The following is a 20,948-nucleotide window of genomic DNA, read 5'->3' on the forward strand; positions in this document are numbered from 1 at the left end:
TCCTTTCGGCGCCGGTCGTTGCGTAAGCGAGCGAGGTTGTTATGGAGGAACTCCGTGCGACGCCATCGCTAGTCTCAGGTGACTGGGGCCCCGGCTCGCTGATGTCGGAAGAACGCATACGGCGCCATGTCATCGGCGCACTCCGAAGCCGGCAGACAAGCCTGACGACCGCGCTGCAGCCGCTGGTCACAGAGCAAGCGCGGGTGCTCGTTTCGGAATTCGGCTTCGACGCCAAGACGGTCGGCAAGATCCTGCAATCGCAAAACACCGTGCTGAGCGTCCTGTCGGATCGGTATGACGCGCTCGATGAAGCCGCGCATTACAGCGAGATCCCCTTCGTCGAACTGGCGCATGATGGCCGCATCGTCTATTCGAACGCGGCATTCGACAAGCTTATTCCCGGCAGCCGCGGCGCTCCCTTCTCCGGTCTGTTCGGATCCCGTGCGGCCGATGTGTGGATGGCCCTCCGGGCAAATCACAACACGAGCTTGCGCGCAGACATCCAGACCAACGAAACGGTTCGTCAGGTCAGGGTCGAGATTGGCCCGCTGCGCGACGAAGATGGCAAGCCCGGCAATTATGCACTGCTTCTCGACCAGAGCGCCGAGCAGAGCCGCCTCGATGCCCTGCAGGATGGTGTGCTCCGAACCGACCTGACCGGCAAGATCCGGTTCGCGAACGAGCGCGCGGTGCAGGTTCTGGGATTCTCGGAATCAGAGCTCAAGGAGATGCCGCTCTCCGAGGTATTCGGCCCCGACGACGAGGGAACGACGAACCTGTTCGCCGAATGGACCACCAGGCAAACGGGGTTCTCGAGCTTCGTCCGGCTGCGCCCAAAAGACAGGCGCTCCATTCTGGCAAGGGTGAGCGGAACGCCCTACATGGAAGCAACGAACAGCTCGGCGGGGCTGTTGGTGCTGTTCGCCCCTCTTGCAGAAGATCGCGCGCGCCAGGAGCTCAAGACGATTCTCGTCGAGCACGACGATCCGCAAGAGATCATCGAAGCAACGCTTCAGGCGATCGGCAAGGTCATCCCGTTCGAAATGAGCATGTTCGGGGTTTACAACGATCTCAACGACTATTGGCGTGCGCTCACGATCTTTCCAAGACCCGACTGGGAGTGGAGCACGCGTTGGTTCACGGTGCCGCCGGTTGTGATCGAGTGGCTCGAGCAGGGCAAGACGTGGGACAACAATCTGGCCGCATTCGTCGAAAGCCGCAATCCCGAGGAAAAGGACAACCCGGTAAGCAAGGCCATCATCGCCGACAAGTTCGAGTCGATGCTCGTATTGCCGATCCGCAAGGCGGGAGGCCAGTTTGGAAGCTCGCTGGCTCTGCTGTCCCGCACGCAGAAATACACGGCTTCGGATTTGCGCACACTGCAAAATCTCGGCGTCGAGGAGATATTGCAGGCCGCAAACGCCGCGATGGAACAGGCTCAGGCGCGCGCCTTGCGCAAACTCAAGGATGATCTGAACAAGGCTCCGAGTGCACGCGCCATCGCCGAGCTGCTCGCCACGGGCGCCACGAAATGCCTGGGCTGGGAATATGTCGGCGTGTTCCGGGTCGATCGTCTGCGCGGCAAGTTCGTCCTCGTCGCCGAACACGTCAAGAACGACCGCAACCTGCTTGTGAAAGCAGCCGACCGCAAGGCCGAATACACCCAGGAGCTGTCCAGCGGCATGCTCGGCAGCTGCCTGGCCGCGCGGGATATCCTCGTCGTTCCCGACATCAGCGATGCCGAGAGCAATTACGGCTTCATCAAGACCGCACCCGATCAACGATCGGCCATGACTGTGCCCCTGTTCGTGAACGGCAAGATCGAACTGATCCTGGACATGGAATCATCGGAGCTGAACGCGTTCCGTGGACCCGATCGCGACGCGGCAAGTGGCCTCGCCGCCGATTGCGAACAGATCTTTGCGGCTCGCTGGCACGAAGCGATCGAGCACGCGCTCATGAACAGGATCGAGCAGGCGGCCGTCATCGTCGACGCCGTGGGGTCGATCTGCCACATGAACGGTGCAGCCATGAGCATCTTCGGCCAGACGCGCGACAAGAAGCTCTCGTCATTTGGTGCCCGGGACGAGGATTCGAGACAACTGTCGGAATCCGGGATTCAGCACCGTCTTCGCCTCCATTTGTCGATCGGCGATGCACCGCGCACCGAACTGGCTGTTCTGGCAAATCGCGAGCCGCTAAACGACGACTATGGTCATCAGCTCTGGCTGTTCACCAGCCTTGCCGATCAAAGTCGGGAGAGCGACTGGGGCTATCTGGAGGAGACCGTCACGGCGGTCGCGCGCGAGACGCGCGCCCCGCTGCTGATGGCCGACGGCCTGCTGCGCGGCGCCGCATCGCTCTTGAGCAACCCGGACCTCATGAGAAATTGCGCCGATCTGCTCGAGCAGGCCGCCAATCACCTGCTCAGGGCCGATCTCACGTTCGAGCGTCTGTCCGACCGTCTGACCGTGCAGCAAGCTCCGCAGGAGGCGCCCGAGCAATTTGACGTGTTGGATGTGCTCTATCACGAGATCGAGGGCCTTCCGGTCGAAGATCGCGACGCGATCCACATCGTCGACGAGATTGCGACCCGCCGCCCCTTGCTGGTCAACGGTTGGACGAAGCGGTTGAGCTTTGCGTTTCGTTCCGCCCTCAGCTCCCTGCTGTTGTTGCGCATTACGCCGAGCGACAAGCTGACCGTGACCATCGCGGAACGGCCGCCGCATCACTTCTCGGTGTCCATGCGCTTGCCCGCGACGATCGCCGACACGCTGGCTGCGGCGGCGGACCCAATCGAGCAGAGCCAGCACCGGGCCCGACAGATGGCCAGCGTCGCGGTCGAGGCGATACGCAAGACTGCCGAGCAGCACGACGGCACTCTGGCCGATTTGGACGGCGCGGGCTTCGAGTTCGACCTGCCATTGTGCGCGCAGGAGGCACCAACATGACAGCAAGGATTGCTATCGCCACCGCCGAGCCAAGCATGTTCGAAACGCTGCGGGCACATCTGCTCGCGGCGGGAGTGACCGTGGAGGACTTGTATGACAAGCCTCTGACGACCCCGGACCAGACGAGCGAGTGGCTCGTCGCGAATGAAACCGAATTGCTCGTGCTCGATGCCCGGTTGCCGACCGACCCGAACACCGCCTACGACTCACGCACGACGTATGGCGCGAAGCGCGTTCTCAACACCGTGCTGGCGCAGGATCCGCACACCTCCGTGCTGGTCATGGCCCCTTCGTTGGGGACCTGCGTGGACCTCGACGAGGATTGCAGAGCAGTCGGCAATGCGTTGATCCTGCCGATGGATACGCTGCAGTTGCACCGGCATCGGATCTTGCGCCCGTTCATTGCGACGCTCACCGGCCGTCCCGACGAGACGGACGCCATTCCCGGCGCGTTCCGCGTGATCGAGATCGAGATCCACAGCGCCAAGGTGGAATGCCGGCTCGGAACGGGTGAAGACGGCTCGCCGATGCTTCGCTGGAACACCATCAGCGATCTCGATGACCTCAAGTCCGCCGCTCAAACCTATGCACGCGATGAGATGCCGCCGACCAACTGGCTCGGCCAGACCCGGGATGTCGGAACACGCCTGTTCAAGAGCTTCGTCGTCAAGGCCATCGGCGAACATCTGTTCTCGCAGATCGAGAAGTCCGCGGGCGGACTTGTGGGACTGTCGTTCCGGTTCGTCATCAGCGATGCCGGCTTCTACTCGGTGCCCTTCGAGGCGAGCGTGCGTTATCTCTCGGAGGAAAATGGGCCGTTCGTGCTGCTCTATGCGCCGATTGTCCGGCGCATTCCGTCCTTCGTCCGTGGAAGGACCAGTGAGCGGGCGCGGATCAGACCGGGCGCGAAAATGATGTTCGTTCGCTCTCAGATCGGCGAACATCCCGACCTGAAGCTCGACAGCGCGATCTGCGACGGCAAGAAGTTCGACAAGCTCGGCAATATCGATATCGAGCTGGATCACGTGAAGACGCTCGGCGCCCAAGGCCATTTCGATCTGAGGATCGTCAACCTGTCGGACGCTCCTCCGGGCGAGGCCGCCCCCTATCTGCTGAAGCAGCTCGACGCGTTTCGGCCGACCATCCTCCACTACGCCGGGCACGCCTGGAGCGACGGCCAGAAAACCGCGACCCTCGTCCTGCCCGGAATGCAACCGGAGCAGGCCGTCGGCCTGAAGCTCGACAGGGTTGCGGCATCGGACGGCCTGTCAGCGACCACGCTGGTTTACCTCTCGGCCTGCCGCGGCATCTCCAAGGGCTGCGTTCAGCAACTGGTGATGAATGGGATTCCCTATGCTTTGGGCTTCCGATGGAATGTCGAGGACGAACGCGCGCCGCAGTTCGCCAGGGAGTTCTATGACGAACTCTACAAGACGCGGTCCGTGTGCCTGGCGTTCCGCAAAGCGTGTCGCGCATCCTGGGAAAGCCTGAAATACGACGACGAAAGCCCGATCTGGCTGTCGCCGATCCTGCTGGCGCAGTCGACCGATTGGGCGGCTCGCTGCCAGTGAGCAGCTCGTAGTGGACGAACGTCATGACAGTCTGGGCCACACTCAAGAACGTCGTCGAGCACGGGGCGAGCCGCGAGCTGCGGCGCCCTTATGTCGGCTACGTCGCTTCGACCGGTAGCAATGCAGCGACGGCGGGACAGGCCTTCGTGCCCGAAGCGAGCTATTTCGGCGTGCGCATGGTCGAGATGGGTTTGCGCGAGGGCGGCAAGTTCTTCAGCTCGTTCCTCCCGCTCGGCGTCGTGCTCACCGAGTTCAGTTTCGGCGACGGGCGGCAGCGCCGGCCCACGATCTTGAGCAATGACGAGATCGCCGCTCAGCTGAAGGGAGCCGGTGCCGCGCCAGGTTATGTCGATTTCAAGAATATCTACGCGGTCCGGCGCGCGCCGATGAAGCAGGACAATCTGTCTCTGTTCGTCGGGCTCTTCCGTCTTCCGTTTCACGACGTCGCCCAGCAGGTCCTGCAATTGGCCGCCGACCTGACCACGCAGACCGGGCTCGCGCCGGGTGTCTCCGACGGGCTGCGTGTGGCTGAAAAGATCTACGACCGGGTCGCCGGCCTGTTCGGACTCAACATCGTCACGCCCCTGTTCTCCTATGCCGACGGCAACGCGCTTGGCCGCAGCGGCTATCTGCTGGTCGCGGGTTCCGACCTCGAGGAAACGGCGGCCAAGCGGCTGGTGGTGACCGACGACCGATTGCTGCTGGACGGCCAGCGCGTGTCGGGACTGGACTATTGCCTCCTTGCCATCGAGTTCACGGCCAGCCTGCTGCCCGACGGGCCGGACACGATCAATCCTCTCACGCAACTCGGATTTCATCGACACTGGCAGGGTGTCGCAAGCAGCATCATGAAGCGGGAGTTGGAGCAAGCGGACGAACAGATGTTGACGCTGCGCGCCGAGGTGATCACCTCGCCCGAGCTTGCCGAAAACGATCGTCTGGTGGCGATCGGCGCCTACCAGACCAGCTACGACAAGCTGGTGGAGCGCGTGACCCCGAGAAACGCTCACCGCGGCTGGGAGAAGGCACTTCTGCCTGACCCCAACGACAAGACGATCATCAAGCCGGGCGTGACCGAGGTCCTGAAGGGCATGCAAATCCGCCTGCTCATCAAGGGCGCCCCGGAGGATCCCGACAAGCTGTTCGCGTCAGAGGCCTTCGCACTGCGAACAACGGTCGGCAAAGCCGCTCTGGCCGACTCCGACTCCGCCGTCGCGCTGGCGCGCGTGATCGATCGCGCCGCGGCAACAAGGTGATGGCACCGGCTCCGGCGCGTGGCGAGGCCCGCTGTGCACGGGCACCTGGACGGCGGAGACGATGTAAGTCGCCGTGTCCCGGCTCGGCGACGCATCGCCACCGGCGATGCGTCTTGTCCGGGACATGACAGCCTTAGCCGAGCGGCGCGCCGTACTCCGCGTCCGTCACCGGCTCCAGCCAGGTCGAGTAGTTGCCGTCGAGCGCTTCCTGCATGGCGATGTGGCACATGGCGTTGGTTGGCGATGCGCCGTGCCAGTGCACTTCACCCGGCGGAATCCAGACGGTGTCGCCGGGACGGATTTCCTGGACCGGTCCACCCTTGGTCTGAACGCGGCCGACGCCTGAGATCACGTAGAGCGTCTGGCCGAGCGGATGGTGGTGCCAGTTGGTGCGCGCACCCGGCTCGAATGCGACGCGCGAGACGTTCAGCCGCGCAGGTGCCGGGGCCATGTTGATGGGATCCTGCAACACGGTGCCGGTGAAGTGTTCCTTCGGCGCGCGGCGGGTCGGCCGCGTGCCGGCGAGCGTGATATCCATGCGGTACCTCGTTTCCTTGTCCGTTACTTCTTGCTGGCGGCGTAGCGCGCCTTGGTTTCGGCGTTCATGGGATAGAGGCCCGGCAGCGCGGCGCCGTTGTTCACCTCGCCCACGATCCAGGCTTCCATGCGCTCCTGCTCGACGCCCTCGGCCAGCACGTGGTCGAGCATCGCCTGCGGGATCAAAACGCAGCCGTCCTGATCGGCGACCACGATGTCGTTCGGGAACACCGCGACGCCACCGCAGCCGATCGGTTCGCCCCAGCCGACGAAGGTCAGGCCCGCGACCGAGGGCGGCGCGGCATAGCCGTCGCACCACACCGGAAGGTTGGTGCCGAGCACGCCCTCGACGTCGCGGACGACGCCGTCGGTGACGAGCGCGGTGACGCCGCGCTTCACCATGCGGGCGCAGAGAATGTCGCCGAAGATGCCAGCATCGGTGATGCCCATGGCATCGACCACGGCGATGCAGCCTTCCGGCATCGCCTCGATCGCGGTGCGGGTCGAGATCGGCGAGGACCAGGATTCCGGCGTCGCCAGATCCTCACGCGCCGGCACGAAGCGCAGCGTGAAGGCCGGTCCGACCAGGCGCGGCAGCCCGGGGCGTAGCGGCCGCGCGCCGCGCATCCACACATTGCGCAGGCCCTTCTTCAGCAGGACCGTGGTGATGGTGGCGGTGGTGATGCCGGCGAGGGTCTTGCGGGCTTCGGGGGACAGCGACATGGACGAGAACGAGCTCCGAGGTGCGGGAAAGAACGCGCGCATCTTGCGAGCCGCAGCCCTTGCGTCAAGGGCAAAAGGCCAGCAATAATGCAGGTCCGCCGGGCTGTTATGCGATGCGATAACAAGGCTTTATCGCGTCCCCTTGCATTAATTTATTGGACTTGCGGGCGCATTTACGCGAAGCAGGGAGAACAGCGGAACTCAAGGTCGAGCCCGCGCATTCCTGAGAAGCCCGATTTCGACAGCTCATGGCCGCGACGCTTCCCCCGCCCCGCCTTCTGCCCAGTGGCGACAGCGCCGTCACGGTCGAGTTCAGCCGCACTATCGACGACGACGCCAACCAGCGCGTGCTGGCGCTCGACAAGGCGCTTGTCGCAAGCCCGATCGACGGCATCACCGAGACCGTGCCGACCTATCGCTCGCTGCTGGTGCATTACGACCCCGGCAAGATCGGCTTCGATGCACTCGGCGAAAAGCTGCTGCCGATCGCGATCCAGCCGCCGCCGCCGGTGACAAAGGCGCGCCGCTGGCGCATTCCGGTCGCCTATGGCGGCGAGCACGGCATCGACCTCGAGGATGTCGCCAAGGCGCTCAACACCACGCCGGACGACATCATCGCCCGCCATGCGGGCGGCGACTACAAGGTTGCGATGATCGGCTTCACGCCGGGCTGGTCGTATCTCAGCGGCCTCGACAAATCCCTGCACATGTCGCGCCGGCAGAATCCGCGGCTGCTGACGCCCGCCGGCACGATCTCGATCGGCGGGGTCCAGGCCGGGATCCAGTGCCTGGCCGCCCCCAGCGGCTGGCATCTGCTCGGCCGCACGCCGGTGCGGACCTATCAGCTCCACCGCAATCCGACCTTCCTGACCGAGCCCGGTGATCGCGTGACGTTTTTCGCCATCGACCACAAGACCTTCGAGGAGCTGGACCGCGCTGCGGAAGCCGGCGAACTCGTCGCCGAGCAGGTGGCCGCATGAGCCGGCTCGTCGTCGCCAGTATCGGCCCGGCAAGCTCCGTCCAGGACGGCGGCCGCCACGGCGCGCAGCGCTATGGCCTGACGGTGAGCGGTGCGATGGACCGCCTGTCACTGGCCGCGGCGAACACGCTGGTCGGCAACGCGCCGCTCGCAGCCGCCGTCGAGATCGGGCCGTTCGGTGCCGCCTTCACCGCCCGTGACGGCGCCGTGCGGGTGGCGATTTCGGGCGCGCCGCGCAACGCGGACGTCGCCGGAAGCCCGGTCGCCATGGACAGTTCGGTCACGCTCAAGGACGGCGAGACGCTGACGCTGGGCTTCGCCCGCGGCGGCGCCTTCACCTATCTCGCGATCGAGGGCGGCATCACGGGCGAGCTGGTGTTCGGCAGTCTCGCGGTGAATGCGCGCGCTGGTCTCGGCAGCCCCTACCCGCGCCCGCTCCAGGCCGGAGACGAATTCAGCGTCGATGCCGCGAGCGGCGCGCCCGAGATGCGGATCGAATTGCCAAAGCCCGTGAGCGGCCCCATCCGGGTCCTGCTGGGACCACAGGACGACGAGTTCGACGACGCCAATAAGGCGCTGTTCCTGAACAGCGAGTGGAAGATCTCGGCGACCTCCGACCGCATGGGCTACCGGCTCCAAGGCCCCGCCATCAAGCATCTCTACGGCCACAACATCGTCTCCGACGGCACCGTCAACGGCAGCATCCAGGTGCCGGGCAACGGCGCGCCGATCGCGCTGATGATGGACCGCGGCACTTCCGGCGGCTATCCGAAGATCGCAACCGTGATCACGGCCGATGTCGGGCGCCTGGCGCAGACCTCGGCGGGAACGGCATTTCGCTTCAAGGCGGTCAGCATGGCCGAGGCGCAGGACGAGGCGAGGAAGTTCGCGCAAGCGATCCGCAGCCTGCCCGATCGCCTGCGGTCCTCCGACACCGTCGCACTGAACATCGAGGCCCTCAGCGATGCCAACGTTGCCGGCCATGCGGTGAACGCGGTCGATGCCGGCACCTGGCAGGTCACAGCGGAGCCTTGAGGCGACAACAAGACCAGAGGCGGAGAGCACCCATGAAGACGATCGATCTGAACTGTGACCTCGGCGAAGGTTTCGGCGCGTGGGAGATGGGCAACGATGCCGCGATGATCGAGCTGGCCAGCTCGGTCAACGTCGCCTGCGGCTTCCATGCCGGCGACCCCGACATCATGCGCCGGACCGTCGAGCTGGCGAAGGCGCGCGGCGTCTCGGTCGGCGCCCATCCCGGCTATCGCGACCTGCACGGCTTCGGCCGGCATCCGATCGCGGGGCTGAAGGCCTCCGAGATCGAGAACCTCGTCGCCTACCAGATCGGCGCGCTGCAGGCGATTGCGACGGCCGCCGGCCACAAGGTCACGCATGTGAAGGCGCATGGCGCGCTCTCCAACGTCGCCTGCGAGGACGACATGACGGCGAAGGCCATCGCCGCCGGCATCAAGGCGGTCGATCCCAGCCTCATCTTCGTCGTGCTCGCCAATTCCAAATTGGTCAAGGCCGGCGAGGAGGCCAACCTGCCGATGGTGCACGAGGTGTTCGCCGACCGCGCCTATGAGGACGACGGCAACCTCGTCTCACGCAAGAAGCCCGGTGCGGTGCTGCACGATGCCAAGGCGATCGCCGACCGCGTGGTGCGCATGGTGCAGGACGGCGCGGTGGTCTCGGTGACCGGCAAGGTCATCAAGATGCGCACGGATACGGTGTGCATCCATGGCGACACGCAGGGGGCCGTCGAGATCGCGCGGACCTTGCGTCAGGCGTTGAAGGACGCAGGGATCGAGGTCGCGCCGTTCAAGCGGGGGTGAGGTTTGTCGTCATTCCGGGATGATGCGAAGCATCAGACCCGGAATCTCGAGGTTCTCAGGTGCGCAATTGCGCACCAGAGTTCGGCTTTGCCGCCCCGGAACGACGATTCAGAACGGGTGCACCGACAGCGTGCCGAACACGATCGCCGCGATGACCGCAAACGCGCTGTAGAGAGCGAAATGATGCATGCTCGCCCGGGTCTGCCGCGAGAGCGAGCGCGCGTAGAAGTGCAGCCTGGCTTCCGCCGATAGTTCGCGCATGGTCGATCTCCAACGCCCCATTTGCAGGATTATGAGGGATCAACCAGGGCGGGAGGCAAGATGGTGGAGCAAATAGCGATGGGGGTTCTCTTTCGAGCCCCGATCGCAGGTTCAAATTCTTCGCAAGGGCGGGTTCCGAGAATCTTATTCGTTCAAATCCGAGCCAGTTGGAACCGGCTCGGATGACAGTGGAGTGACAATCTTCAATAGACGTCGGCCTGGAAGCGGCCGGTCTTCTTGAGCTCGGCGACAAAGCTGACGGCCTCGTCCGTCGAACGGGCGCCGAACTGCGCGACGATATCGACCAGCGCGCGCTCGACGTCCTTGGCCATGCGCTTGGCATCGCCGCAGATGTAGAAATGTGCGCCCTCGGCGAGCCAGGTCCACAATTCGCGACCGACCTCGCGCATGCGGTCCTGCACGTAAAACTTCTTCTCGCCGTCACGCGACCAGGCCAGCGACAGCCGAGTCAGTTGGCCTGAGGTCTTCATCGCATTGAGTTCGTCCTGGTAGAAGAAATCGCAATCGCTGCGCTGGTGGCCGAAGAACAGCCAGTTCTTGCCGGGCGCGCCGGTGGCCTTGCGATCGAGCAGGAAGGCGCGGAACGGCGCGATGCCGGTACCGGGGCCGACCATGATGATCGGCGTCTTCGGATCCTGCGGCAGGCCGAAATTGTGCGCCTTCTGCACGTAGACCTTGAGCTTCTCGCCCTCGTTGATGCGCTCGCCGAGGAAGGTCGAGGCGACGCCGACGCGCTTGCGCTTGCCGATCACGTAGCGCACGGAATCGACCGTCAGCGACAGTTTCCCCGGCGTCGCATTGTGCGAGGACGAGATCGAGTAGAGCCGCGGCTGCAGCGGCTCCAGCGCCTCCACGAACGCTTCCGGATGCGGCCGCGTGCCCGAAAACTTCTGCAGCGCCGCCATCACATCGAGGGTGGCGGCATCGCCATCGGGATCCTCGCCCTGCGCCAGCGCCCGCGCCTTCTCGCGCTGCGCGCCGCCGGTGATGAAGGAGATCAGCTCGAACAGCGAGTCCGGCGCCGGCGACAGCGAGACGTCGTCGATCAGCACCTCGCGCAGCGTCTTGCCGTTGACCTCAGTGGTGTGGGAGGCGCCGAGCAGCGCGATGATCTGGTCGACGAGGCCGACATCGTTACGCGCGAACACGCCGAAGGAGTCACCGACCACGTAGTCGAGCTTGCTCTCGGCGAGATCGAACTCGACGTGATAGGTCTCCTTCTCCGACTTCCCCTTGTTGAGGAGGCGGCGCGACAGGAAGGTCGCCAAGGCGGGATTGTCGCGCGAGCGGCCCGGCTCTGCGATCGTCACCGTCACGGCGGGCGCGGCGACCGCATCCGCCTTGTCGGGCGCTTTGGCGGCCGCCGCCTTGTCCAGCTCCTCATAGAGCGACTTCAGCATCCGCGCGGTTTCCTTGCCACCGGGGATGCAGAGGTTGAGCCGCGCTTCGGTGCGGCTGGCGATCGCCTCCGAATAGTCGTGGCAATTGTAGCCGCACTGGCCGCAATCCTGCTGCGCCATCGCCGCCATCATCTTGCGGCGGACCGGGCGCCCCTCGGCGAGCTTCATCCGCTCGGCGATCGGCATGGTCTGGTCATGCCAGGGGGCTTCGCCGTCGTCACCGTCGCCGGCGGCGCCTTGCATGACGGCGGCGCCCTGCTCCGCCGATAGCGGCGCGGCGACATCGGGCGACAGCAGCCCGGCAAAGAAGCCGTTCAGCCAGGAGCGCTGCGCATCGGAGAACGGTGCGCTGGCAGGAATGATGTCGAGCCTGGGCGGAGGGGTGATCTGGTTCATGAGGACACCTCGGCATCTGCAAGCTTGCGCAGCGCTTCGCCGTCGTGGCGGCGCGCAAAGGAGAGGAAGGTTTCGTCGGGCGACGAGCGATGGGCGATATAGGCCTTCAGCAGTTTTTCGACCGCCTTCGGCGCGTCCTCGGCCTTGAGATCGTGATAGACCTCCTGCCCGACATCGGCATCGGGACCGAACCCGCCGCCGGTGAAGAGGTGATAGCCCTCGACCGTGTCCTCCTCGCCCACAGGCACACGCGCGCCGATCAGGCCAATGTCGCTGATGTAGTGCTGCGCGCAGGAATGATGGCAGCCGGTGACGTGGATGTTGACCGGCTTGTCCATCGCAACGCGCGGCTCGCACCAGTCGCCGATCTCCGCAGCGTGGCGCTTGGTATTGGCCGCCGCAAAGCGGCAGCCGGCATTGCCGGTGCAGGCGATCAGGCCGGCGCGGATGTGCGAGGCCTCGACCGCGAGCCCGATCTGCTTGATGGCGGCGATGGCGAGCTCGACGTTCTCGTCGCGCACTCCTGAGATCAGCAGGTTCTGCCAGACCGTGAGACGGATCTCGCCGTCGCCGAGGTCGCGCGAAACCTTGGCAAGGCCCCGCATCTGGTCGCAGCTGAGCTTGCCGAGCGTCAACGACACGCCGATCCAGTTGAGGCCGTCCTGCTTCTGCTTGTGCACGCCGACATGAGCCATGCGGTCAGCCGCGGGCCGCGGGAGAAACGCCTCCTCCGGCACCCGCGTGAACGGCGTCTTCAACCGTTCCTCGACCAGCTTGAGGAAGCCGTCATGGCCCATGGCATCGAGCACGTATTTCAGCCGCGCCTTGTTGCGGTTGGTGCGGTCGCCATGGTCGATGAAGACCCGCACAATGGCGTCGGCAACGGCAGTCGCCTGCTCCGGCCTGACGATGATGCCGGAGTATTTTGCAAAGTCCTTGTGGCCAGTGATGCCGCCGAGGCCGAGGCGGAACCAGACCCCGGGCTCGACCCCGAACCCCTCCTTCACCTCATAGGCCGTGAACGCGATGTCGTTGGTCTCCTCGAGCACGGCGATCCTGCCGGCGCCGTCGAAGGCGACGTTGAACTTGCGCGGCAGGCCGTAGAGCGAGCGGTCGTTGAGGATGTGGTAGTGCCATTCGCGCGCGTGCGGCCGCGTGTCGATGATTTCCTGCGGATCGATGCCGGCCGTCGGCGTTCCCGTGACGTTGCGGATGTTGTCGGCGCCGGAGCCGCGCGAGCACAGGCCGAGATCCTGGATGCCCTCGATCAGCTTCACCGCATGCTTCGGCGGGATCTCGCGCAGCTGGAGATTGGCACGGGTCGTGACGTGGCTGTAGGGGCCGCACAGCTCGTCGGCGAGATCGGCAAGACCGGACAGCTGCCAGTGCTTCATGATGCCGTTCGGAATCCGCAGGCGGCACATATAGGAGTCCTGCGTCGGTGCGACGTAGAAGATGCCGTAATAGCGCCAGCGGAAATTGTCCGCCGGGCTCGGCGGGGCGTTGTCACGCGCCTGCTGGCGCAGTCGCGGATAGGCATCGAAGGGATGCTCGTCGCGCTTGAACTTCTCCTGGTCGGCGAGCTTCTTGCCCGACGCGATCACTTTGTCCTGCGCCTTGATGTGCACGGCATCGGGACCAACAGGCTCGGCATTGGCCTTGCCGCCGCTGCCAAGGCCGCGACCGACGCGGCTGATTTGCAGGCCGGTCGTGAAGCCTTCGAGATAGCGTTTCTGCTCGTCGGTAAAGTCGACTGAGACCGTATCGATTTTCATGGTCGGTAACGAAGCTCCTGCGGCCACGGGGGGTGGCATCGACGGACATTGGTGCGACCCGCGAGGAACTTGGCTGGCTCACAAGCCGGCCTCATTACCCAACGGTCCGATCAGCTTCGTTGCTGCGGGACTTGGCTCAGCAGTCACCTGTGACAAGCTGGCCGCAGTGCAACATTCAAGTTGCGTGCCAGCTTTGACCAAAGAGGAATTGCAGTGATTTCAGATGATTAAGGACCGGCCCGGAAAATCCCGGCCACCCATGGCTCACGAAATTCGAGCAGGACGCTCAAACTTTAACCGACGAGCGCACCTGCTCAAAATTGATGCAAGGCCGAATCACGTCTTCCAGCGCCCGACCTCAAAGGCCTCAAGATGCCCCCGGATGTTGTCGGGATCGAACACCGGGCCAGCGAATGCCCCGAACGCCGCAGGAGCTTGCTCGGGCGCCCTGTTGCCGAGCGCCGCGTCGTAAAGATCGGGCCTGAACACCGCCATCGCCGTCTTGACGCCATCAGGGGTGAGCGCCGTCTGGCCCCAGCGCACCATCTGGGCATAGAGCCAAGCGGCCTGGGTCGGATCGGGCCGTCCTGCCCCTTCGCGTCCGACCAGCAGGTAGCGGCCGCTTTCGCGGAAGGTGCCATCGGGCGAGATCTTCAGGCGCCCCGTCAGGGTGCGCTGGATGACCTCGGCGTCGACGCCGATCCGCTCGGGCTGCGCCAGGATTTGCGCCGCCTCGGTCCGGTTCTCGGGATGCTCGATGAACTCCGCGGCCTTCACGGCTGCCCGCACCAGGGCTGCGACCACGTCAGGGTTCTTGTCGGCCCAGGTCTGGCGGACCGCCAGCACCTTCTCCGCCGCACGGACCAGGATGTCGGAGACGAAGTGCAGGATGTGACCGATTCCGAGATCGACCGCGATCGAGTTCCAGGGCGCGCCGACGCAGAACGCATCGACATGGCCGTTCTTGAGGCTGTCGACCATATAGGGCGGCGGCAGCACCACGAGGCGCACATCCTCGTCGGGATCGACGCCGGCCGCTGCCATCCAGAACCGCAATTGATAATTGTGGGTGGAGAATGGGAAGGTCATGCCGAAGGTCAGCGGCTCGGCTCCCGCCTTGCGCCTGATGGCAACAACCTTCGCCAGCGCTTTCGCCGTCGCCATCGGATCGAAGCGGTCGCCGTCGATCTGCTCCATCAGCGCGGCATGAAGCGCCGGCGAGACCGTGATGGCATTGCCGTTGATGCCGAGATTGAACGGCGCGGCGATCGGCACCTTGACGTGACCGAGTCCGAGCGAGGACGCGATCGCCACCGGCGCAAGCAGATGCGCGGCATCGAACAGGCCGATATTGAGCTTGTCGCGAACGTTGGACCAGGAGACCTCGCGCACGAGCTCGACATCGAGCCCTTCGGCGGCGGCAAATCCCTTGTCGACGGCGACGATCAGCGCGGCGGCGTCGACCAGCGGAATGAACCCGATGCGAAGGGTGGCGGTCATTTCAGCATCTCCGACGCGGTGATGATCGACTGCGCGATCTCGCCGATTTTCTTCTTCTCGCGCATCGCGGTGGAGCGCAGCAGCACATAGGCCTCGTCCTCGGTCAGGCCCTTCACCCTCATCAGGATTCCCTTGGCGCGTTCAATGACCTTGCGGTCCTCGAGCTGCGACTTGGTCCGCTCGAGTTCCTCCTGGAGCTTGGCGAAGGCGTTGAAGCGGGAGACGCAGAGGTCGAGGATCGGCTTGATGCGCTCCTTCTTCAGCCCGTCGACGATGTAGGCCGACACCCCTGCCTCGACCGAGGCTTGGATCGAGGCGGAATCGCTCTGGTCGACGAACATCGCAATCGGCCGCCTCACGGCGCGGCTGACCTGGAACATCGCCTCCAGCACGTCGCGGCTGGGGTTCTCCAGGTCGATCAGGATGATGTCGGGGTCGACCGCATAAATACGGGCCAGCAGGCTCTGCATCTCGCTGATATGGACGACCTGGGTGAACCCGGCTTCGCGCAATCCCTCCTCCAGGATCGCGGCCCGGATCGGGCTTTCGTCGACGATCACGATTTTGGGCGACTGTTCGGCGCTCATGGCTCACTCACGGCAGGTGATTCATCCATAGCACGCCCGAACGCCCTGCAAAGGGTTGTAATTATGGGCAATTGGGACTAGCTCAGGCCGGTCAATCAGGCAGATTTGGATATGGATCAGACGGCTGCGCCCAAGGTCAGCTTCGTGTCACTCGGGTGTCCCAAGGCATTGGTGGATTCCGAGCGCATCATCACGCGCCTGCGCGCGGAGGGCTACGAGCTCGCCCGCAAGCATGACGGGGCCGACATTGTCATCGTCAACACCTGCGGCTTCCTCGACAGCGCCAAGCAGGAATCGCTGTCGGCGATCGGCCAGGCCATGGCCGAGAACGGCAAGGTAATCGTGACCGGCTGTATGGGCGCCGAGCCCGAGCAGATCGAGCAGGCCTATCCCGGCGTGCTCTCCATCACCGGCCCGCAGCAATATGAGAGCGTGCTCGACGCCGTGCACCGCGCGCTGCCGCCCGCGCACAATCCGCATGTGGACCTGGTGCCGCCGCACGGCATCAAGCTGACGCCGCGCCACTACGCCTATTTGAAGATCTCCGAGGGCTGCAACAACCGCTGCACCTTCTGCATCATCCCGAAGCTGCGCGGCGATCTGGTCTCGCGCCCCGCCAATGACGTGCTGCGCGAGGCCGAGCGCCTGGTCGGCGCCGGCGTCAAGGAGCTGTTGGTGATCTCGCAGGACACCTCGGCCTATGGCGTCGATCTCAAATATGCCGAGAGCCCGTGGAAGGACCACCAGGTCCGCGCCAAATTCCTCGACCTCGCGCGCGAGCTCGGCGAGCTGGGAGCCTGGGTCCGGCTGCAATATGTCTATCCCTACCCGCATGTCGACGAGGTCATCGCGCTGATGAACGCGGGCAAGGTGCTGCCCTATCTCGACATCCCGTTCCAGCATGCGAGCCCCGAGGTGCTGAAGGCGATGAAGCGTCCGGCCGCGCAGGATAAGACGCTGGCGCGCATCAAGCGCTGGCGCGAGGAATGCCCCGACCTCGCCTTGCGCTCGACCTTCATCGTCGGCTTCCCCGGCGAGACCGATTCAGATTTCGCTTATCTGCTCGACTGGCTGGACGAGGCCGAGATCGACCGCGTCGGCTGCTTCAAGTACGAGCCGGTCGCCGGCGCCACCTCGAACGCGATCGAGAACCCTGTGCCCGAAGAGGTCAAGCAGGAGCGCTACAACGCGCTGATGGCCCGCCAGCAGAAGATCTCCTCGCGCCGGCTCAAGCGCAAGGTCGGCACGCGCCAGCAGATCATCATCGACGAGGTCGGCCCGACCGTCGCCAAGGGCCGCTCCAAGGCCGATGCGCCGGAGATCGACGGCGCGGTGTATCTGACGAGCCGCCGCCCCTTGCGTGTCGGCGAGATCGTCACCGCCAAGATCGAGCGCGCCGATGCATACGATCTGCACGGCAGCGTCGCGGGGTTCTAGAGCCGGCCCTGCTGCCGATTGCGAAGACATCTCCGCCGGGGTAAGCCTTCAGCTTTCCGGCAGGGATATATTCATGCGGACATTTGCTTTTGCAGTTGTCGTCGGTGTGGCCGTTAGCAGCCCGACGTTGGCTCAACAAAAAACGTCGCAGCCAAAAACAAAGGGCAAGACGTGCACCTACGACCAATGTGTCTCTGTCAACAAGGCCCGTGGCTGGGATAGTGCCGCGGTCAGTCGCTGGTGCAACCCCGGCAAATGCGACAATTAGGAATACTGGTCGCTACGCCAGCCATTTCGGCACCCAGCGCTCCGGGCGCGGGGCGCGGGCAAGATCGGCTTTCGCCTCCGACAGTTCAGCCGGCTCGCCGTCGATGGTCGGGCGCACATCGTATTCGAAGCTCGGCATGACCCGGCCGTCGGCATAGAGACCGAATTTCATCGCATACCAAAGCCCGAGCTCCGGCTGCGCACGGCGCATTTCCTCGCGCAGATCGCGTAGCAGGGATTCGATCGAGCCTGCTTCCTCGAACGGCTGCGGCCCGCGCGTCAGCACGCGGGCCTGGTATTGGGTCCCGACGATCGCGATCTCGAAACGCGTCTTGTCCCAAGCATTCCTGCCCTTGGGCAGATGCGCGGCGAGCCGCCAGCCAAGCTCGGCCATCAGGCGGTGATTGGCCCAGTAGTCCTCGCGATCCCGGCTCCATTTTTCCACGAAGCCGCGGAAGTCGGGCAGATCCGCCGCGCCATCCTCACACGCCGCCTTGTCGCCGACCGGCTGTCCGGCGAGCCATTGCGCCAGCTCGACTGTTTGGGGCTCGACTTCCTGATGCGGTTTCAGATCATTCCAGGCCCGGTCGAATTGCTGCGATGTCAGCCTCGTCAGCAGCGCGTCGAGAGACGGTGCCAGCAGCTCGTAATCGCCCTCCGATCCCAGTCCGACGATCGGCGGGTTGTCGCGGTCAAGACCCGCGCCATACCAGCCGCCGACGGCCGAGCCGTCAGGCAGGCGCATGAACAGCGAGAACCGGTCGCGCAAGGAACTGCCGTCGACGATCGGCGCTGAATCGGAGAACTGGCCTTGCAGCGAGAAGCAGCCGACGCTGCCCCAGGGGCGCCCCTTGAGCCAGCCGGCGAAATCGACCAATAGCGATGGCGCCTCGATACCCGGCGGAAATGCACCGCGAATGCTGTCGAGGTCGATTGGGTAAGGCGTGTCGGACAAGGCTGAAGCTGTCTGGTTGGTCCCGTCCCTTTTGGTCTCAACCGTCCGGCGGCCGGTTCGAACCAAACTATGTCCCTTGATCACAAACGCGCTAGAGGCTCAATGGTTTCTGCGCTGCATTCGGCGAAATACAATCACAAGGTTGGTATCGGCTCAGCGCTGGGCGCAATCGGCACGATAGGCCGAAGGCGCGGAGCGCGACATCGCGGCGGCCAAGGCGATCACTGCCGGCATCGCCGATAGCGTCGCGCATCATCGCGTTCAGTAGGCCCTCGGCCGCAATGTGACACTATAATGCATTCACGCAGAGGTCACGGACTCGGCCTAACTCTGCCCGCGCTTTCAACGCGAGCGAGGAACGAGGATGAGCCGCCTCTCGGACATGCTGCGCACGCAGCGCTTCGACGATTACCGCTTCTACCACCAGAGCACCGTCAACCAGACGCTGCACCTGATCAGTGCTGTGATCTTCCTCGGCTGCTACGCTCTGCTGTTCAAGGACCCCGCCATCGCCGGCATCGTCGGCTGGCTCGCGATGCTGACGCGGCAGACCGGGCATTTCTTCTTCGAGCCGAACGGCTATGACGCCGTCAACGACGTCAGCAACGAACACAAGGAAGCGATCAAGGTCGGCTACAACCAGACCCGCAAGATCATCCTGCTGCTGGTCTGGGGCAGCGCGCCGCTTGCGCTGTATGCCTTTCCGACGCTGTTCGGGCTGTTCGATGCGCCAGCTGACCGCCTCGATTTCGTCCGGCATGTCGGCACGCTCTGGCTCGCCATCGGTGTCGGCGGCGGACTTGCGCGCATGCTGCAGCTGTTCGCGACGCGCGATGTCACGATGGGCCTCGTCTGGGTGTTCAAGGTGCTGACCGATCCCTTCCACAACATCGCGCTGTACTGGAATTCGCCGCTCAAGCTGCTGCGCGGTGAGGTGATCGACACCGCTATCGCGGACGCTGATTGGGGCGATGAAGAGGCCGAGGAAGCCGCGCACCCGACGTGACCGACGCACGCTCGGCGAGCATCTTGCAAAATGCCTGCTTGTTGCAAAAGCCCGCTTGACAAGTCCTGCTATTCGGCTGTACGGACGCGCCCCATGATCAACGCCCGGACCAACCAGCGCACCAACATGCACCGCCGTCGCTCCCGCGACGACGAGAGGGTGCGCCATGTCCGAGGACGCCGCTGAACCACTGAATTCAGCTGAAGTTTTCGAGAAGGCCGCACCCGCAAGGTGCGGCCTTTCTGCTTTTTGCGCCCCTTTTCCACCCGCCTCCAGAGGAGTTCGACATGACCACGCATCCGTATGACGCGCTGATGGACATCACCGCACGGCCGAAGGCCGTGTTCGTCCGCGGCGCCGGCTCCTACCTCTGGGACGACAGCCGCAAGCGCTATCTGGATTTCGTGCAGGGCTGGGCCGTGAACTGCCTCGGCCACTCCTCGCCCGCGATCGCCGATGCGCTCGCCGCACAGGCCAAGCGGCTATTGACGCCGAGCCCGGCCTTCTACAACGAGCCGAGCCTGAAGCTGGCGCAGGCGCTGGTCGAGAACAGCGCGTTCGACCAGGTCTTTTTCGCCAATTCAGGCGCGGAAGCCAATGAGGGGGCGATCAAGCTCGCGCGAAAATATGGCAGCCTGCACAAAGGCGGCGCGTTCGAGATCATCAGCTTCGAAGGCGGCTTCCACGGCCGGACCCTGGCGACGATGTCGGCCTCGGGCAAGAAGGCATTCGAGCCGCTGTTCGAGCCGAAGGTCGCGGGCTTCAAGAAAGCGAAGTTGAACGACATCGCCTCGGTCGAAAAGCTGATCAACGCTAACACCGTCGCTGTGATGCTGGAGCCGATCCAGGGTGAATCCGGCGTATGGCCTGCGACCGATCAGTTTCTGCAGGAGCTTCGCGCGCTGACCGAGGCACACGGCCTGCTGCTCATTTTCGACGAGATCCAGACCGGCATGGGCCGGACCGGAAAGCTCTTCCACTACGAGCACGCCGGCATCGCCCCCGACATCATGACGCTCGGCAAGGGCATCGGCGGCGGCGTGCCGCTCGCAGCGCTGCTCGCGACCGAACGCGCCTCCTGCTTCGAGCACGGCGACCAGGGCGGCACGTTCAACGGCAATCCGATCATGTGCGCGGCGGGGCTTGCGGTGCTCGAACAGGTCAGCGTGCCCGACTTCCTCAAACAGGTCACCGAGACCGGCCTCCTGCTCGAAAGCGAGCTGCAGAAGGTCTCGGCCCGGCATGGGCTCGGCGGCGTGCGGGGACGCGGCCTGTTGCTCGCACTCGACCTCAAGCTGCCGATCGCGCTGGGCATCGTCGCGCAGGCGTTCGAAGCCGGTGTGCTGCTGAACGCCCCGCAGGTCGACACCTTGCGCTTCATACCGGCGCTGAACGTCACGAAGGCAGAGATCGCCGAGATGATCGAATGTCTCGACGCGATCTTGACGAAAGCTGGGGCGGCACGGCGCGTCGCGTAGGACGTATCCGCAC

The 20,948-nt window shown here is 64.6% G+C and carries 17 protein-coding genes; 9 read left to right on the forward strand and 8 right to left on the reverse strand.

Annotation, left to right across the window (positions count from 1 at the left end; translation table 11 throughout):
- The first annotated feature begins 101 nt into the window (after positions 1-101).
- From X268_RS15275 to X268_RS15285, 3 genes are all read left to right on the forward strand, one after another.
- The gene (locus X268_RS15275; protein ID WP_164937750.1) at positions 102-2,951 is read left to right on the forward strand and encodes a PAS domain-containing protein; all 2,850 of its coding nucleotides are present in this window, start codon (positions 102-104) and stop codon (positions 2,949-2,951) included.
- On the forward strand, positions 2,948-4,522 hold the full coding sequence (locus tag X268_RS15280) for a CHAT domain-containing protein (RefSeq protein ID WP_128925715.1): 1,575 nt from the start codon (positions 2,948-2,950) through the stop codon (positions 4,520-4,522). The genes X268_RS15275 and X268_RS15280 overlap by 4 nt, the downstream gene beginning before the upstream one ends.
- Before the next feature lie 170 nt (positions 4,523-4,692).
- Positions 4,693-5,778, forward strand: coding sequence for a hypothetical protein (locus tag X268_RS15285; protein ID WP_128925716.1), 1,086 nt, complete (start codon positions 4,693-4,695; stop codon positions 5,776-5,778).
- A gap of 133 nt (positions 5,779-5,911) precedes the next feature.
- Here X268_RS15285 and X268_RS15290 read toward each other — a convergent pair whose 3' ends face one another.
- Together X268_RS15290 and X268_RS15295 are read right to left on the reverse strand one after the other, a co-directional pair.
- Positions 5,912-6,316: a (R)-mandelonitrile lyase gene (locus X268_RS15290; protein ID WP_128925717.1), complete on the reverse strand. Its 405-nt coding sequence runs from the start codon at positions 6,314-6,316 to the stop codon at positions 5,912-5,914.
- 23 nt (positions 6,317-6,339) lie between these two features.
- Positions 6,340-7,038 (reverse strand): ribonuclease activity regulator RraA, encoded by a 699-nt coding sequence (locus X268_RS15295; RefSeq protein ID WP_128925718.1) that lies wholly within the window; start codon positions 7,036-7,038, stop codon positions 6,340-6,342.
- 248 nt (positions 7,039-7,286) lie between these two features.
- Between X268_RS15295 and pxpB the strand changes: the two genes are divergently transcribed.
- Genes pxpB through X268_RS15310 form a run of 3 tightly spaced genes read left to right on the forward strand, consistent with a single transcriptional unit; the run spans position 7,287 to position 9,852 of the window.
- The gene (gene pxpB, locus X268_RS15300) at positions 7,287-8,018 is read left to right on the forward strand and encodes a 5-oxoprolinase subunit PxpB (protein ID WP_128925719.1); all 732 of its coding nucleotides are present in this window, start codon (positions 7,287-7,289) and stop codon (positions 8,016-8,018) included.
- A complete protein-coding gene (locus tag X268_RS15305; RefSeq protein WP_128925720.1) occupies positions 8,015-9,052 on the forward strand; it encodes a 5-oxoprolinase subunit C family protein in 1,038 nt (345 codons plus the stop codon). Before pxpB ends, X268_RS15305 begins: the two co-directional genes overlap by 4 nt.
- Before the next feature lie 32 nt (positions 9,053-9,084).
- Positions 9,085-9,852, forward strand: coding sequence for a LamB/YcsF family protein (locus X268_RS15310; RefSeq protein ID WP_128925721.1), 768 nt, complete (start codon positions 9,085-9,087; stop codon positions 9,850-9,852).
- Positions 9,853-9,960: 108 nt separating this feature from the next.
- Here the strand turns inward: X268_RS15310 and X268_RS15315 are convergent, their stop codons facing one another.
- The 5 genes from X268_RS15315 to X268_RS15335 form a co-directional block, all read right to left on the reverse strand.
- A complete protein-coding gene (locus X268_RS15315) occupies positions 9,961-10,113 on the reverse strand; it encodes a hypothetical protein (protein ID WP_164937751.1) in 153 nt (50 codons plus the stop codon).
- Positions 10,114-10,316: 203 nt separating this feature from the next.
- Entirely contained in the window at positions 10,317-11,930 is a 1,614-nt protein-coding gene (locus tag X268_RS15320) for a sulfite reductase subunit alpha (RefSeq protein ID WP_128925723.1), read from the reverse strand.
- Positions 11,927-13,705, reverse strand: a complete 1,779-nt coding sequence (locus X268_RS15325) for a NirA family protein (RefSeq protein WP_128925724.1) — start codon at positions 13,703-13,705, stop codon at positions 11,927-11,929. Before X268_RS15325 ends, X268_RS15320 begins: the two co-directional genes overlap by 4 nt.
- A 336-nt stretch (positions 13,706-14,041) precedes the next feature.
- Positions 14,042-15,205, reverse strand: a complete 1,164-nt coding sequence (locus tag X268_RS15330; RefSeq protein WP_128925725.1) for a CmpA/NrtA family ABC transporter substrate-binding protein — start codon at positions 15,203-15,205, stop codon at positions 14,042-14,044.
- The gene (locus X268_RS15335; protein ID WP_128925726.1) at positions 15,202-15,792 is read right to left on the reverse strand and encodes an ANTAR domain-containing response regulator; all 591 of its coding nucleotides are present in this window, start codon (positions 15,790-15,792) and stop codon (positions 15,202-15,204) included. Before X268_RS15335 ends, X268_RS15330 begins: the two co-directional genes overlap by 4 nt.
- 111 nt (positions 15,793-15,903) lie before the next feature.
- Between X268_RS15335 and rimO the strand changes: the two genes are divergently transcribed.
- On the forward strand, positions 15,904-17,229 hold the full coding sequence (rimO, locus tag X268_RS15340; protein WP_128925727.1) for a 30S ribosomal protein S12 methylthiotransferase RimO: 1,326 nt from the start codon (positions 15,904-15,906) through the stop codon (positions 17,227-17,229).
- Between the two features lie 280 nt (positions 17,230-17,509).
- Here the strand turns inward: rimO and X268_RS15345 are convergent, their stop codons facing one another.
- Positions 17,510-18,451, reverse strand: a complete 942-nt coding sequence (locus tag X268_RS15345; protein WP_164937752.1) for a hypothetical protein — start codon at positions 18,449-18,451, stop codon at positions 17,510-17,512.
- A 364-nt stretch (positions 18,452-18,815) separates the two neighbouring features.
- Here X268_RS15345 and X268_RS15350 point away from each other — a divergent pair, with 364 nt between their 5' ends.
- Positions 18,816-19,457, forward strand: a complete 642-nt coding sequence (locus X268_RS15350; protein WP_128925729.1) for a hypothetical protein — start codon at positions 18,816-18,818, stop codon at positions 19,455-19,457.
- 287 nt (positions 19,458-19,744) lie between these two features.
- Entirely contained in the window at positions 19,745-20,935 is a 1,191-nt protein-coding gene (locus tag X268_RS15355; RefSeq protein WP_128925730.1) for an acetylornithine transaminase, read from the forward strand.
- Positions 20,936-20,948: the final 13 nt, after the last annotated feature.

This window comes from Bradyrhizobium guangxiense (assembly GCF_004114915.1).
Lineage (GTDB): Bacteria > Pseudomonadota > Alphaproteobacteria > Rhizobiales > Xanthobacteraceae > Bradyrhizobium > Bradyrhizobium guangxiense.

Coding starts and splice junctions, on each gene's coding strand:
- X268_RS15275 (WP_164937750.1), top strand. CDS start 102: ATGTCGGAAGAACGCATACGGCGCCATGTCATCGGCGCACTCCGAAGC.
- X268_RS15280 (WP_128925715.1), top strand. CDS start 2,948: ATGACAGCAAGGATTGCTATCGCCACCGCCGAGCCAAGCATGTTCGAA.
- X268_RS15290 (WP_128925717.1), bottom strand. CDS start 6,316: ATGGATATCACGCTCGCCGGCACGCGGCCGACCCGCCGCGCGCCGAAG.
- X268_RS15295 (WP_128925718.1), bottom strand. CDS start 7,038: ATGTCGCTGTCCCCCGAAGCCCGCAAGACCCTCGCCGGCATCACCACC.
- pxpB (WP_128925719.1), top strand. CDS start 7,287: ATGGCCGCGACGCTTCCCCCGCCCCGCCTTCTGCCCAGTGGCGACAGC.
- X268_RS15305 (WP_128925720.1), top strand. CDS start 8,015: ATGAGCCGGCTCGTCGTCGCCAGTATCGGCCCGGCAAGCTCCGTCCAG.
- X268_RS15310 (WP_128925721.1), top strand. CDS start 9,085: ATGAAGACGATCGATCTGAACTGTGACCTCGGCGAAGGTTTCGGCGCG.
- X268_RS15315 (WP_164937751.1), bottom strand. CDS start 10,113: ATGCGCGAACTATCGGCGGAAGCCAGGCTGCACTTCTACGCGCGCTCG.
- X268_RS15320 (WP_128925723.1), bottom strand. CDS start 11,930: ATGAACCAGATCACCCCTCCGCCCAGGCTCGACATCATTCCTGCCAGC.
- X268_RS15325 (WP_128925724.1), bottom strand. CDS start 13,705: ATGAAAATCGATACGGTCTCAGTCGACTTTACCGACGAGCAGAAACGC.
- X268_RS15330 (WP_128925725.1), bottom strand. CDS start 15,205: ATGACCGCCACCCTTCGCATCGGGTTCATTCCGCTGGTCGACGCCGCC.
- X268_RS15335 (WP_128925726.1), bottom strand. CDS start 15,792: ATGAGCGCCGAACAGTCGCCCAAAATCGTGATCGTCGACGAAAGCCCG.
- rimO (WP_128925727.1), top strand. CDS start 15,904: ATGGATCAGACGGCTGCGCCCAAGGTCAGCTTCGTGTCACTCGGGTGT.
- X268_RS15350 (WP_128925729.1), top strand. CDS start 18,816: ATGAGCCGCCTCTCGGACATGCTGCGCACGCAGCGCTTCGACGATTAC.
- X268_RS15355 (WP_128925730.1), top strand. CDS start 19,745: ATGACCACGCATCCGTATGACGCGCTGATGGACATCACCGCACGGCCG.